Origin of the sequence: Novosphingobium terrae, assembly GCF_017163935.1 — a bacterium.
GTDB classification, from domain to species: Bacteria; Pseudomonadota; Alphaproteobacteria; order Sphingomonadales; family Sphingomonadaceae; genus Novosphingobium; species Novosphingobium terrae.
Window position 1 is genome coordinate 1,247,264 of sequence record NZ_JABVZR010000001.1, and the last position, 13,789, is coordinate 1,261,052.

The 13,789-nt window shown below is 63.7% G+C and carries 11 protein-coding genes; 5 read left to right on the forward strand and 6 right to left on the reverse strand.

Going from position 1 to position 13,789, the window contains the following annotated elements; genetic code table 11:
* Nucleotides 1-1,383, forward strand: a complete 1,383-nt coding sequence (locus HGK27_RS05885) for an ATP-binding protein (RefSeq protein WP_206239507.1) — start codon at nucleotides 1-3, stop codon at nucleotides 1,381-1,383.
* A 221-nt stretch (nucleotides 1,384-1,604) separates the two neighbouring features.
* Nucleotides 1,605-2,765 carry a pyridoxal phosphate-dependent aminotransferase gene (locus HGK27_RS05890; RefSeq protein WP_206239509.1) on the forward strand — a complete coding sequence of 387 codons (1,161 nt, stop codon included), beginning with the start codon at nucleotides 1,605-1,607 and terminating at the stop codon, nucleotides 2,763-2,765.
* Nucleotides 2,766-3,137: 372 nt separating this feature from the next.
* On the opposite strand, the gene HGK27_RS05895 is transcribed toward HGK27_RS05890, so the two are convergent.
* Nucleotides 3,138-3,593 carry a MarR family winged helix-turn-helix transcriptional regulator gene (locus tag HGK27_RS05895; RefSeq protein WP_206239511.1) on the reverse strand — a complete coding sequence of 152 codons (456 nt, stop codon included), beginning with the start codon at nucleotides 3,591-3,593 and terminating at the stop codon, nucleotides 3,138-3,140.
* Nucleotides 3,594-3,768: 175 nt separating this feature from the next.
* On the opposite strand from HGK27_RS05895, the gene HGK27_RS05900 reads away from it, so the two are divergent.
* The 3 genes from HGK27_RS05900 (at nucleotide 3,769) to HGK27_RS05910 (ending at nucleotide 6,142) form a co-directional block, all read left to right on the forward strand.
* Nucleotides 3,769-4,428 (forward strand): 2-dehydro-3-deoxy-6-phosphogalactonate aldolase, encoded by a 660-nt coding sequence (locus tag HGK27_RS05900; protein WP_206239513.1) that lies wholly within the window; start codon nucleotides 3,769-3,771, stop codon nucleotides 4,426-4,428.
* An 85-nt stretch (nucleotides 4,429-4,513) separates the two neighbouring features.
* The gene (locus HGK27_RS05905) at nucleotides 4,514-5,299 is read left to right on the forward strand and encodes an SDR family NAD(P)-dependent oxidoreductase (RefSeq protein WP_206239515.1); all 786 of its coding nucleotides are present in this window, start codon (nucleotides 4,514-4,516) and stop codon (nucleotides 5,297-5,299) included.
* 78 nt (nucleotides 5,300-5,377) lie between these two features.
* Nucleotides 5,378-6,142 carry a GntR family transcriptional regulator gene (locus tag HGK27_RS05910; protein ID WP_206239517.1) on the forward strand — a complete coding sequence of 255 codons (765 nt, stop codon included), beginning with the start codon at nucleotides 5,378-5,380 and terminating at the stop codon, nucleotides 6,140-6,142.
* Nucleotides 6,143-6,241: 99 nt separating this feature from the next.
* Here HGK27_RS05910 and HGK27_RS05915 read toward each other — a convergent pair whose 3' ends face one another.
* The 5 genes from HGK27_RS05915 to HGK27_RS05935 form a co-directional block, all read right to left on the reverse strand.
* The gene (locus tag HGK27_RS05915) at nucleotides 6,242-6,559 is read right to left on the reverse strand and encodes a hypothetical protein (protein WP_206239519.1); all 318 of its coding nucleotides are present in this window, start codon (nucleotides 6,557-6,559) and stop codon (nucleotides 6,242-6,244) included.
* Nucleotides 6,560-6,564: 5 nt separating this feature from the next.
* The gene (locus HGK27_RS05920; protein WP_206239520.1) at nucleotides 6,565-8,823 is read right to left on the reverse strand and encodes a CHASE2 domain-containing protein; all 2,259 of its coding nucleotides are present in this window, start codon (nucleotides 8,821-8,823) and stop codon (nucleotides 6,565-6,567) included.
* Nucleotides 8,787-10,142, reverse strand: coding sequence for a FecR family protein (locus HGK27_RS05925; protein ID WP_206239522.1), 1,356 nt, complete (start codon nucleotides 10,140-10,142; stop codon nucleotides 8,787-8,789). The genes HGK27_RS05920 and HGK27_RS05925 overlap by 37 nt, the downstream gene beginning before the upstream one ends.
* On the reverse strand, nucleotides 10,139-10,834 hold the full coding sequence (locus tag HGK27_RS05930; RefSeq protein ID WP_206239524.1) for a response regulator transcription factor: 696 nt from the start codon (nucleotides 10,832-10,834) through the stop codon (nucleotides 10,139-10,141). The genes HGK27_RS05925 and HGK27_RS05930 overlap by 4 nt, the downstream gene beginning before the upstream one ends.
* Nucleotides 10,835-11,315: 481 nt before the next feature.
* The gene (locus HGK27_RS05935) at nucleotides 11,316-13,715 is read right to left on the reverse strand and encodes a TonB-dependent receptor (RefSeq protein ID WP_206239526.1); all 2,400 of its coding nucleotides are present in this window, start codon (nucleotides 13,713-13,715) and stop codon (nucleotides 11,316-11,318) included.
* Between the last annotated feature and the right edge of the window lie 74 nt (nucleotides 13,716-13,789).

The window sequence follows — 13,789 nt, forward strand, 5'->3', positions numbered from 1 at the left end:
GTGAAAAGGATCTGGCGGCTTGTCTGCGATTTCCTTGCCTCGCTGGCCGGGCGGATTGCGCTGCTGCTGATGCTGGGCATCGCCAGCGCCTCGATCGCCTCGCTGGTGGTGGCCGAGCATCTGCGCATTCTGGCGCTCCAGCATCTGCAGCTGGAGCGGGTGGTGGCCAGCACGGCCGACATCGCCAATCGCTTCGCCCACAATCCGGAGGCCACGCAGAGCCAGCTTGACGCGCGCGATCTGTTCGGCGTGCGCAATGCCATGCCCGACGCCGTGCTGGGAGAAGCCGATCCCCGGCTGGCCGATATGCTGGAGCAGAACATGGGCGTGCGGGCCGGCATCACCGTTCAGCGGATCACCAGCAAATGCTTCGGCGAGGCCTATGTCAATCGCAACAGCATCGCCGGTGTGAAGGGCAAGATCGATATCGACTGCTGGCAGGTGGGCTTTACCGATGCGCGCGGCGTGCGGCGGCTGGTGACCATCGATCTCTTCGCGCTGGAGATCCCGCATAATGGCTCGCTGGACCCGATCTATCTGTTCCTGATCGTGCTGGCCAGCGCGCTGGTCTCGCTCTGGGCCGCGCGGCTCACCACCGTGCCGCTGCGCCGTCTGACCGGGGCTGCGCAGCGTTTCTCGCTTTCGATCGATCCTGAGGCGATCCCCGTCAGCGGCCCGGGCGAGGTGCGCGTGGCGCTGGAAACCTTCAATCTGATGCAGCAGCGCGTGCGCGACGGTTTCCGCGAGCGCACCCATATCCTCGCCGCCATCGCCCATGATCTGCAGACGCCGATCACCCGCCTGCGCCTGCGGCTGGAACAGGTGCAGGATGCCACCTTGCGCGAAAGGCTGGTGGGGGATCTGGCCGCCATGCAGTCACTGGTGCGCGACGGGCTCGATCTGGCCCGCGCCAGCGAAAACCGCGAGGAATGGTCGATGGTCGACATCGACTCGCTTGTGACCAGTCTGGTGGAAGACCACGCCGAAATGGGCGCGCCGGTGACCTTGTCGAGCCAATGCGGCGTCTCGGCCTGGATCAAGCCCGATGCGCTGACCCGCTGTCTGGAAAATCTGATCAGCAATGGCGTAAAATATGGCGGCGAGGCGCGGCTGACCTGCGCCATCTTCGAAGGATCGGTGGAGATTGCCGTTGCCGATTCCGGCCCCGGCATCCCTGAAGAGCGCCTCGCCGAAATGTTCGAGCCCTTCGTGCGCGGCGAGGCGAGCCGCTCGCGCTCCACCGGCGGCACCGGCATCGGCCTGACCATCGCCCGCGCGCAGGCCAACAGTTTCGGCGGCGTGCTGTCGCTGGCCAACCGCCCCGAAGGCGGGGTGATCGCCCGGCTGAGCTTTCCCATCCAGGGCCCGGACGGAACAGCCTAAAACCCCGTAAGTGACTAGGGTTTTGAACCCCCGAAGGGGGGTGATCTGACGTATGCCCAAAGGCGCGTTCAGCTTGTAGCCATGATTGCGGAAGGGGGACCCCCGGCCATCCGATACCCAAAAAAACGGGCGGGCGGGAGCGTTCAGCACATTCAGCAAGCCGGCACAGCCGGCAGGCGCAGTTTCAGCCAGCCGGCAAGGTCCGGCAGAAGGGGACAAACATGGTCGTGTCACTCCAGGAAAACGCCGAACAGGATCTGATCGAGCGCGGCTTCTCGCGCCGCAACTTCGGCAAGATCGCCGCTCTGCTTGGCGCTGCCGCCGCTTCGCCCACCGCTTTCATCGGCACTGCCTCGGCCCAGCAGCAGGCCGCCCGCTCGCTCAAGGGCGGCACGATCATCGGCGCCAATGAATGCTGGACCGGCCCCTTCGCCTCGGGCGTGGAAGCCATTGCCAAATACGCCGCTTCGGGCAACCGTTATGATCCCGATGATCTGAAGGACAAGCTCATCTCGACCGTCGCCGCCACCGAGGGCGTGGACCAGTCGGTGGTCCGCATCTGGCCGGGTTCGGGCGGCCCGCTGGTCAGCATCGTGGCGGCCTTCTGCTCGCCCACCAAGGGTCTGGTCACCGTCGATCCCACCTTCGAGTCGGCCTGGCGCACGGCTGCCTATCTGGGCGCGCCGCTGGCCAAGGCCCCGCAGACGATCGGCAAGGGCGCCGATGTGAAGGCCATGCTGGCCTCCAACCCCAACGCCGGTCTCTATTACATCTGCACGCCCAACAACCCCACTGGCACGGTCACCTCGCTGGCCGACATCCAGTGGCTGCTTGACAACAAGCCCGCCGGTTCGATGGTGCTGGTTGACGAAGCCTACATCCACTTCTCGGAAGCGCCTTCCGCTCTGAAGCTCCTTGGCAACCGCAAGGACCTCATCGTGATGCGCACCTTCTCGAAGCTGTTCGGCATGGCGGGCATCCGCCTGGGCCTGACCTTCGCGGCGCCGGAAGTGCAGCAGAAGATTGCCCTCTACAACGCCGTTTCGGGCGGCATCTCGATCACCGCCATGGCCTGCGGTGCGGCGGTCTACACCGAGGCCGGCCTGATCAAGGCCCGCCGCAACGAGATGATCGCCAACCGCGAGGAAACCCTCGCCTGGCTTGGCAAGAAGGGCATCGAATACCACCCGGGCGCCGAAGCGAACATGTTCATGGTGAACTGGAAGAAGCCCGCCAAGGAAATGCAGACCGCGCTGCTGACCGAAAAGGTGCAGATCGGCCGCAACTGGCCGATCTGGCCGACGACCTCGCGCATCACCGTGGGTTCGGCGCAGGACATGGCCAACTTCCGCGCCGCCGTGGAGAAGACTTACAAGGCTTGAGAGGGCTCCGGCGCTTGGGGGTAACCCCGGCGCTGGATGAGAGCGGGAAAGGCGTCCGGTCCTTCGGGGGCGGGCGCCTTTTTTGTTGTTTCAAAGGTTTGGTGCAGGAAGTTCAAAGAGATTAAGAAGAGGAAATGCGAGGGGGTTACCCCCTCGCGCTCCCATTCCGTCTCCCGACGATAGGGTGAGGGTGCCGCATCGTGGCGTTCGATCTCTCCACCTGTGCGACTATGGCGCCGCAGGCCTTAAAATCGCCAGCACCGCCCTATCAGCTATTGCCTGCGGCGCAGCGACGTTGCTCCATGGTTGAACCCGACGCGCAACGCAGACATTCAAGGGAGCGCGAGGGTGTAACACCCTCGCATTTTTCCTTCACTTTGCTTTTTCAAACAGCTTCTTACGCAAGATTTTTAAGGCGCCATCCAAAGTCTTCAATTCCTCCAGCGGCATGCCGAACCCTTCAAAAACCTCGCCCGGAATGCACGCTGCCTGCGCGGCCAAGTCTCGGCCCTGATCCGTCAGCGATACTCGTACCACGCGCTCATCCTTGCTGTCGCGGCGGCGGGTGAGGTGCCCGGCGGCCTCCATACGCTTGATCAGCGGGGTGAGGGTGGAGGATTCCAGAAACAGCTGCTCGCCGATTTCGCTGACGGTCTGGCCGTCCTTCTCGCGCAGCAGCACGATCAGCAGATATTGCAGATAGGTCAGCCCCAGCCGGTCGAGCAGCGGCTTGTAGAAACGGTTCACCGCCAGCCCGGTGGAATAGACCGAGAAGCAGAGGAAATCATCCAGCGCGCCGGGTGTGGAGGAGGGGGCTTCGTCACTCATTCCCGCAATATAATCGAGTACGATTGAATTGCAAGAAAGGGGCCTTCTCACGTCGAGGTGGTATTTCCTTTCTAGTCCGACTAGAAACCCTGCAAACGAGCCTGCGTGGAACCTTGAACGGAACGGGGCGCCCTGTCGGCTGTTGCCGTTTTATGCCTGCGATGGAGTTTCCCCGATGAGTGCGATTGCCAATCTGTCCGCCGCCATGACCCATTGTCCGCTGGTCGCCATTCTGCGCGGGGTGCGCCCCGAAGAGGTGGAGGCCGTGGGCGAGCAGCTTGTCGAGGCCGGTTTCAGCATGATCGAGGTGCCGCTCAACTCGCCCGATCCCTTTGAATCCATTGGCCGTCTGGCCCGCCGTTTCGGGCCGCAGGTGCTGATCGGGGCGGGCACGGTGTTGACGCGCCGTCAGGTGGCGCAGGTGCATGATGCGGGCGGGCGGCTGATCGTGTCGCCCAATGTCGATACCGATGTGATTGCGGCCAGTGTCGAGGCGGGCATGGTCAGCCTGCCGGGCTTCTTCACCGCCAGCGAGGCTTTTGCCGCTCTGGATGCGGGGGCCACGGGCCTGAAGCTGTTTCCGGCGGAGGGCGTCGGCCCATCCTACATCAAGGCCCTGCGCGCGGTGTTGCCTGCCGATATGGCCTTGCTGGCGGTCGGCGGCGTGGCGGTGGACAATCTGTCCGACTGGTTCGATGCTGGCGCGGACGGCGCAGGGCTGGGTTCGGCGCTCTACCGCCCGGGGCGCAGTGCTGCCGATGTCGGGGCCATTGCGCGCGCTTTCGTGGCGGCTGCGCGTGAGGCGCAGGGGCTGATTGTCGATACTTCGGCTTAAGTATGAGGTCTGCGTGATGGACGCCTGAGACAAGGCGCGCTAAAGCTCTCTTGCGATTATCCGACAGGTTTCCAAGGAGTTTTCCATGCCGAGCAACCCTTCCGATCTCTGGGCCGAGGGGCGCATCGCTCTGGTCACCGGCGCGACCTCGGGCTTTGGTCAGGCCATGGCGCGGCGCGTGCTGGCGGCGGGCGGCAAGGTGATTGCCACCGGGCGGCGCGTGGAACGGCTGGAAGCGCTTAAAGCCGAGGGCGGCGATCGCCTGCTGGCCGTGCCGCTGGATATCCGTGAGGCCGATGCCGGTCACAAGCTGGTCGCCGATCTGCCCGAGGCGTTTCAGGCCATCGATATCGTCTTCAACAATGCCGGGCTCGCGCTGGGTCTGGAACCGGCGCAGCGCGCGCAGCTCTCCGACTGGGAGACGATGATCGAGACCAATGTGACCGGTCTGGTGCGCATCGCCCATGCCGTTCTGCCCGGCATGGTGGAGCGCGGGCGCGGCCATATCATCAATCTCAGCTCGGTGGCGGCGACCTATCCATATCCGGGCGGCAATGTTTACGGCGCCACCAAGGCTTTCGTGCGCCAGTTCTCGCTCAATCTGCGCGCCGATCTGCTGGGGACGCCGATCCGCGTCACCTCGCTGGAGCCGGGCGCTTGCGAGACCGAATTCTCGCAGGTGCGTTTCCGTGGCGATGATGGCGCGGCGGCCAAGGTCTATGAAAATATGAAGCCGCTTTCCGCCGAGGATGTAGTCGATACGGCGGAGGCGGTGCTGCGTCTGCCCGCGCATCTCAACGTGAACACCATCGAGATCATGCCGGTGCAGCAGGCCTTTGCGCCTTTCGCCATAGCGCGCACCGGGGCATAAACACGGCCGGGCATGGCCTTTCAAAAGGGGGGTAATTGGCCGATGGCGGCCTTTTGCCCCTTGTGCTAGGCGCCTGCCATGGTTTGCACGCGGGGGCGTGCGGCTTCGGGGCGCTGGCAGGGCAGAGTGGTGGCAACGGTTTCGCGTGGTGGTCTTCTCGTTCAGAATTCGGGCGACGGCATGATCAGCCTTGCCGTCCCCACGCTGGTTCAGCAGGCCTATGACCATTTGCTGGCCATGATCCTGACCGCGCGCATCGCCCCGGGCGAGCGTGTCGCCATTGACCGTGTGGCGCGTGACCTCGCCATGTCCCAGACCCCGATCCGCGAGGCGTTGAGCCAGCTGGAGGCCGAAAGGCTGGTCTTCAAGCGGCCCAATGTCGGCTATCGCGCCAGCCCGGAGATGGGCGGGGTGGAGCTGCGCGATGCCTTTGCGCTGCGCCTGCTGGTCGAGCCCCATGCCGCCGCCGAGGCTGCGCGCAATATGGGCGAGGGCGCCCGCACCGGCCTCAACCATATGCTGCGCGAGATGGAAGGCGCCGCTGAGCAAAAGGGCGGGCAAGGCCGTTTCGCCGAGGCTTTGGCGGCTCTGCAGCGGCTGATCGCCATCGGCAGCGGCAATGCGCTTCTGGCGGGGACGATGCTGTCGCTCCATCGCCGCTTGCGCATTTTGCATGCAAGGCGCGGGCCCGAGGATCAGCGCGAGACTGCGGGCGAGATGGGGGCGGTGATCCATGCTCTGGTGGCGCGCGATGCGGCGCGGTCCAGCACGCTGTTGCGCGATCATCTGACGGCGGCTCATGCGCGGCTGGAGCGGGCGCTGGCGGTGCCGCGCCCGGCTTAGAGCATCGTGCGAAAAAGTGGGAACCGGTTTTTTGCATCAAACGATGCGACAACAGAAACCTAGAACATCCTGCGTGATTCCCAAATCACGCAGGATGTTCTAGGGATTGTCTGCCCGGCCATAGGCCTGGTTCAGATCGAGCAGGTGATGGCCCGCGATCACCTGCAATTGCCGATCCACGATGATGGTCAGCAGCGTGTTGAAGCGCTCGGTGCCGATCAGTATATGGTCGAAGCGTTCGCTGGCATCGCGATAGACATGGTGGACATCGTGCAGGCCGGTCAGGCCCAAAGCGTCCAGATCGATGCTGTCCACATAAGGCCAGATGTCGAGAACCGGCTCGGCATTCTCGTTCACATCGCGCATGGGCAGTGCGAAAAAACCGGAAAACTCTTCGGAAGAAAGGAGGTAGGGCATGCGGCCTAGGCCTCATCCTCGAAAGGCATGGGTTCTTCCGGCAGTGTGACGAAGGTCATGGTGAAGCAGGTGCCGTCCGGGCCGCTTTCGCAGTCGATGGTGGCGCCATGGCGATCCATCACCGTTTTCACAAAGGCCAGACCCAGCCCGGCGCTGCGTTTTTCCCGCTTGCCGCCCGAAACGCCGCCGCCCGCCACGAAGCGACCGAACAGATTGCGCCGCACGGTCTCGGGCATGCCCTCGCCCTGATCGCGGATCGAGACCTGCGCTTCTTCCTCGCCGGGGCCGGGGCGGATGGCGCAGGTGATCACGGTGCCTTGCGGGCTGTATTTCACGGCATTGTCGATCAGATTGGTGAAGGCGCGCAGCAGCATCTGCGGCTCGGCCATCAGGAAGACCGGGTCTTCCGTGCCTTCCAGAGTGATCGCCACGCCCTTTTCGCGGGCCAGCGGGTAGAGATCGTCGGCGGCCTCGATCAGCATATCGGCCAGCATGATCTCGACCGGCTCGAAAGGCGCGGCCTGAGCGCGCGCCAGCTGCACAAAGCCATCGGCCAGTGTCATGGTGCGCCGCGCGTGCCGGGCAATGCGGTTGGCCATATCGCGCGGCAGGTCTGCGCCCTGCGGCCCCTCGACCATGGTGATGATCGAGGCCTGAGGCGAGCGCATATCGTGGCTCAGCAGTTGCAGCACCTCCTCGCGGGTGCGTTCGGCCTCGCGGATGGGGGTGATGTCGACAAGGCGCACGATCCAGCCGCTGTGCTGGCCATTGGCATGCTCCAGCCGGGCGCGGGCGATGGCGACGCGGCGCCCGTCGCCGGTGGTGATCTCATCCTCATGGCGTTCCAGCGTGATGGTGGCCAGAATATCGCTGAGGAGAAAGCCCGTCATATGGTCGCCCATCATGGCGATGGCGGCGGCATTGGCCAGGGTGACGCGCTCATCCACGCCGGCCACCAGCACGGCATCGGGCAGATGCTCGATGGTGTCGGTGGCGAAGCGGCGGATGTCGCGGATGCGGTCGATGGCGCCGGCCAGTTGCAGCGTCTGGGCTTCGATCACATCGGTGGGCAGGGCGCGGGTGCGGTGAGGGACGGCCAGATCCTTTTCCGCCGCGAAACGGGCGATTTCGGCGTCGACATAGTCGCTGATCGCCTGAAGCCGCCGCCAGCCCCACAAGGGATAGGCCAGCAGCAGCCCGGCCAGCATGGCGCCGGGCGGCACCCACCAGCCCGCCAGCAGCAGGCTCGCCGCCGATCCGCCCAGCACCAGCAGGATTGCCGCGATGGAGCAGCGCAGCGCCATGGCGGGCGTCCAACGCCAGAAGCCCAGCATCAGCGCCAGCACCGGCAGCACGCTGATCAGCGCCAGCCAGAGCGGGGGCATGGCGCGGATCATCCGCCCGGCCAGCATGGCGTTAAGCAGATGGGCCTGAAGCTCCACGCCGGGCATGGCGGCGCCGCCGGGCAGGGGGGTGGGATAGCGGTCACCCACGCCGGTGGCGGTGGCGCCCACCAGCACGATCTTGCCGCGCAGGAAGACATCGGGCACCTCGCCCGCCAGCACCGAGGCGAAGGGCACGGTGGGGAAGGCGCCTGTCTGCTTGGCGTAAGGCAGCAGCACCGGCGCACCATGAGGCGCAAAAGCGGGTGAGGGGTGGCCCTCGATCCGGCGGTAGGCCAGTTCCATCAGATGCGGCACGGGGGCATTGACGCCTGCGCTTTCGCTCAGGTTGATATGGCGGATCAGGCCGTCGCTGTCGGCCTCCAGATCGACATGGCCGATCTGCGCATGGGCGCGGACTTGCTGGATCGGCGACACGGCATCGACGGCGGCGCCATTGCTGCCCGGCGCCTGAAACAGCATGGGAGCGATCACCGGGCTGCCATGCGAAAGCGCATGGCCCAGCATCTCATCATCGGGCGTTGGTTCGATAAACAGCACGTCGTAGGCGATCAGCGCGGCACCGGCCTGGCTGAGGCGCTCGATCAGGCGGGCATGCAGGTCGCGGCCCCAGGGCCATACGCCAAGGCGTTTCAGACTGTCGTCATCGATGGCCACGATCTGGATGCGCGGATCGACCGGCGGCGCGCGCCAGCGGATCAGCCGGTCATAGATCTGATTGTCGAGTCTTTGCGCGCCGCCTGTCCATGCGAGGGCCGCCGCGATGCCTCCGGCAAAGCAGAGGATCACGCTCCATTCCAGCAGCAGGCGGCGGTAGGGGCGTTTCAGCGCTCGATCCTGATCTCGCGCCACTGCGTCCACAGATCGTCCTTTTGGGCCGGGTTGCTGACCGCGCCGACACGCCAGCGATAGGGGCCGGGGGGCAGATCGTCCAGCCGCAGGGCCGAGCCATGCAGATTGTCCTCATCCAGAGCGAGCTTGCCCGGGTGCTTGGCCAGGGGCTGACCATTCTTGTCGATGGGGATCATCTGTACCCGGAAATGGGTGCCCGGATCGCCGGAATAGCGCCATGTCACGCGCCAGCTGCGCGGGGTAAGACGCGCGATATCGGCATCGAGGGCATGGGCGCGCCGCTCGAAGCCTTGCGTGGCGGGCAGGCCCTCGAAACCGGTGGCGGAGATGGCGGTGGCGCGGGCAAACCAGTTGCCCTCGGGCAGCTGGGCGAAATGACCTTCCGCTGTTTGCGACGTGGTTTCGGCGACGATATCCCGAAACGCCTCATCCCGCGCGATCTGGACATGATACGAGGCCGCCCCCGGCACCGGAGCCAGCGAAAAGCGCAACTCATGCCCGGCCTGCAGGCGGTCGGCCTCTGTGAAGGCGGGGGCAGGCAGCAGCGGTTCGGTATGGATGCCGCCGCCCGGCGCGACCGCGGCGCCTTCGCCCACCGGGATTGCCTGAGGATGGGCCGCGCCCGGCGCGCCGACGGCCACCGTGCCGCCCAGCACCTCGGTCAGCGAGGGGCCCTCACCATAATTGACGCGGAACACCGTGCCGCGCACCGCCGAAACGGCGATGGGCGTGCGCACCTCATAATGGCTGGCCGGACCCAGTTGCTTGGCGACGGTGGTTTCCAGCCGTCCGTGTTCAACGCTGAACTGCTGGTCCATCGTGCCGGTCAGCAGGATGCGGCGCATGCGCGAAAGGCGCACCACGCTTTGCGAGGGCAGGGTCACGATCGAGCCATCGGCGGCGCGCAGGCTGAGGAAGGAACCGGCGCCGGTCTCGATCCGGGTGCCTTCGGCCAGCACGGCGCCTTGCGTGGCCGCGTGGCGGTCCTCACCCAGGCGCACATCACCGCGAAAACTGATCACGCTGGCGGTGGCGGATGCCCCACGCAGCAGGTTCACGGGGATGCGCAGATCGATGTCGGGCTGAAGATGCTCCGGGATCGGCACATGGTTGAGCTGCTGCACCACGCGATAATCCTCGACCCGGTTGAAGTAACGGCGGGCCAGATCGATCAGCGTGTCATGGAGATGGGTGTGATAGGTGACTTCAGAAGGCGTGTTTTGCGCCCATGCTGCCGAAGGCAGGCTGCAGAACAAAGCCAAATTCAGGGCCGTGGTGATGCCCGGCATCATGCGGGGCATGCGACGGGCCTGAAAGTGCTTGTTCATTCGTCCTCCGCGCAAGCCTCCAAACGGTAGCCATAGCTTACAATCGTCTGCAAGCGGAAGTTTCCACCAACGGCAAGTTTCAGCTTTGCCCGAATATGGGACACATGCACGTCCAGCGTGCGGGTGGGCAGGCCTGCCACGCTGTTCCACACCGTATCGAGCAGATAGCCGCGCGACAGGGGCCGGTTGAGGTTCTGGAAGAACAGCAGCGCCAAAGAGAATTCCTTGGCTGTCAGCCTTTGGGAGTCGCCGTCGAAATAGACGGTGCTTTCCAGCCGGTCGAAGCGATAGGAGCCGAAATCGATATGGCGCTGCGGCGCGACGCGCTGGCTGGAGCGGCGCAGGACAGCATCGATGCGCGCCGAAATCACCGCGGCGGTTTCCGGTTTAACGATAAAGTCATCGGCGCCCTGGCTGAGGGTGCGCGCGATATCGCTCTTGTTGTACTGACTGGTGAGCATGATAACGGCAGGCGGAACTTCAAGGTTCTGCTGCATCCATCCCAGTACTTCGGGCCCGGTCATGCGTGGCATATGCCAATCGAGGATGACAAGGTCGAAAGTTTCGCGCTGTAGTTGGGTGACGATCGACTGCCCATCGCCGAAAACAACACAGCTATGCCCGTCACTAGTCGTAATTGACTTGATGAAATCGACGAAGGCAATATCGTCGTCAGCAATTGCGATACGCATGAGATCCCTTCATGTAGGGCTCAAAATGCCCCATCCCGTATCCCTCGCCAGATATACCTTGTTGTCACTTGGCAGAAGCGCAAAGGTGAGGGAATTTACAATCCTTTACATGAGTGGCGATAACGCCCTTGTTAAGCTGCGCGATGGTGATAACCCTGTGATAGCTTTAAGCAGCTGGAAAGAGGGTTATTAAGGCATATTGACAGGATTTTCTGTCGCCATGATCAGGCCGCCTCTCGGGCGTGGCAGGTGCAGGATATGCACTGATTTGGTTAACATCGCCTTGGCGGATTCGCGAAAAAACCCGATGTTTGTCCCATTTTGGGAGCCGGATTTTCGTCGTCAGCGCAGCTGCGCGGCACTCGTTCAGTGTTAAGCAATGATAAGCGGAGGCCGCCCGGCACGGGTCTTGGGGAGACTCCGTAGCGGGCGGCCTTGTGATGGCGAGGATGCTTGCGCCTTTCAGCTCATCCTCAGAACCTTAGAACCTGATGTTGGCCTCCAGGCCATAGGTGCGTGCTTCATTGTAAAAGCCGTTCATGCCCACCGTGCTGCTGAAGGCCTTGTAAAAGACATGCTGCTCATTGAGCAAATTGCGCGCCCAGCCCGAAACGGTCAGCTTGGCGCCGCCCTGGCCCAGATCGATATCGGCAAAGGCGATGCGGCCATTGACGATAAAGGCGCTGTCACCCTTGGGCTGATAGACGTTCCCGGCAGCATTGGGGCCGGTGTAAACGGGGTCGGTGTAGCCCTGATAGAAGCCATTGTCGTAATTGAAGTCCATATGGCCGCGCAGGGTGAAACCATTGGAAGGAATTTCATAGGTGATCGAGGCGCTGGCCGAATTGGTCGGCGTGTAGACCGGATAGATCGGGATCGGCAGCGTGTTGATCGTGCCGTTGGACTGGCGGAAGGGATTGGCCGTGGCGGGGATCTTCACCTTCGTATAGGCATAGCTGCCTGTCAGCGTCAGGCCGGTGATGGGGATCAGGGTCAGCTCTGCTTCCACGCCCTTCAGGCGGCCCGTGCCGGGCGCATTGTAGGTTTCGGTGGTGGTGCGGGTGCCGGTGGTGATCAGATTGCCATTGGCGTCAAACTGCTGATAGGTCGCCTGAAAATCGAGCTGAATGTCCTTGTAGCTGCCGGTGTAGGCGGCCACGTTGAGGCGCGCATGGCGGTTGAGGAATTCCGTCTTGGCGCCGATTTCGAACATCGAGACCGTCTCGGGGTTGAACGGCGCATAGGTCAGAGAGCGTGAATTGGCGCCGCCCGATTTGTAGCCGGTGCTCCACTTGCCATAGACATGCATGTCACGGGTCAGGTCATAGGCCAGATTGACCATTGGATCGACACGCGACCAGGCGGCGTTCAGCTGCTGGGGCGCGGTGACGCCGTTCACCGTCGGCGTGGCGCCGTTGATGATGAACAGCTGGCCAACCTTCTTGTCCCGCGTGAAGCGCAGGCCGCCGGTCAGATGCAGATGATCGTTGAGGAGGGGCGGCGTGTAGGTCGCCTGACCGAAGGCGCCGAGGCTGGTGGCGGTGACATGGCTGGCGCGGTCGATCGAGACCGTGTTGATGTCGTAAGTCTTTATGATGTAGGTGCTGCCCGCCGCATTGGTGAACTGGTTGGTGTAGAAGGCCTGAGCGTTGTCCTGCACCTTTTCCTGATAGAACAGGGCGCCGGCCACGAATTTCAGATGCGGCACCTCGCCAATCAGCTGCAGCTCCTGGCTGACCTGATTCTGGCGGAACTGCGCCAGCGAATAGCGCGAGAAATTGGCATTGGTGAAGTTGCTGGCGGTCGAGATCACCATGGTGGTGGCCGCCGAGCCATTGTCATACTGGCTCTGGTTCAGATTGCGGTAGGAGCTGATCGACTTCAGCGTGATCTTGGGCGCGGCTTCCCATTCCAGCGTCAGGCGGTGGCCCCAGGTCTTGCCCACGCTGAGCTGCTGAGGCACGCCGACATTGGCGCTGTCGGCGCGGGTGGCCTGCACCGTGGCGGCAGCAGCCAGCTTGACCGAGCTGGAGGTGGGCGCCGAGAGCAGCTGGAGATACAGCGGGGTCGAGGCGTCGTAGGAGTTATCATAGGCATAGTCGGCGCTGAAATTGGGGGCCGGCTTCCACAGCGCTTCGACATGCAGCCCGCGCTTGTTGTAGTAGTTGAAGCCATACTGGCCTTCGAGCGGGTTCTTCACCATGGCATCGCGATGAGCGACCACGCCGTCGAGCTTGACGGCAATGTCATGCCAGGCGGGCAGGTCGAGATGGACTTCGCCCTTGTAGGAGCCGTAATTGCCGAAACCGGCGGTCATGTTGGCCTTGAACTCACCGCTGGGCTTCTTGGTGGTGATGTTCACCGCGCCGCCCTCGGTGTTGCGGCCGAACAGCGTGCCCTGCGGGCCCTTCAGCACCTCGATGTTCTCGACATCATAGATCGCCGTGCCCAGGCCCTGAGCGCGGCCCATATAGACGCCGTCGATGTAGATGCCCACGCCCTGATCGCGCGCGGGCTGGTTGGAGTCCGACAGAACGCCGATGCCGCGGATGTTCATCACCAGCGCGGAATTGCGCGAATAGAAGGGCGCAACCTTGAGCGAGGGAATGGCACCATCGCCCAGATCGAGCAGCGAGGTGATATGGCGGTTGGCAATATCCTGCGCGCCCAGCACCGAAATGGCGATGGGGGTGGTCTGCAGGCTCTGCGGGCGCTTTTCGGCGGTGACGATGATGTCGGTCAGCTGTTCGGTGTCGGCAGCGGGATCGACGGCGGGTGCTTCGGCAGGCACCGGCGCGGCGGCAAAAGCAGGCGCCGACAGCGCGCAAAGCGACGAACCCGCCAGCCACAGGCCGGCGCGCAGCATGGAAATAGTTTTCATGAAATATCGTCCCCTGTTCGAATCTCAGGGGCGGCCTTGGCGGGGCTTGATGACGCGTTTGCGACATTTATTTG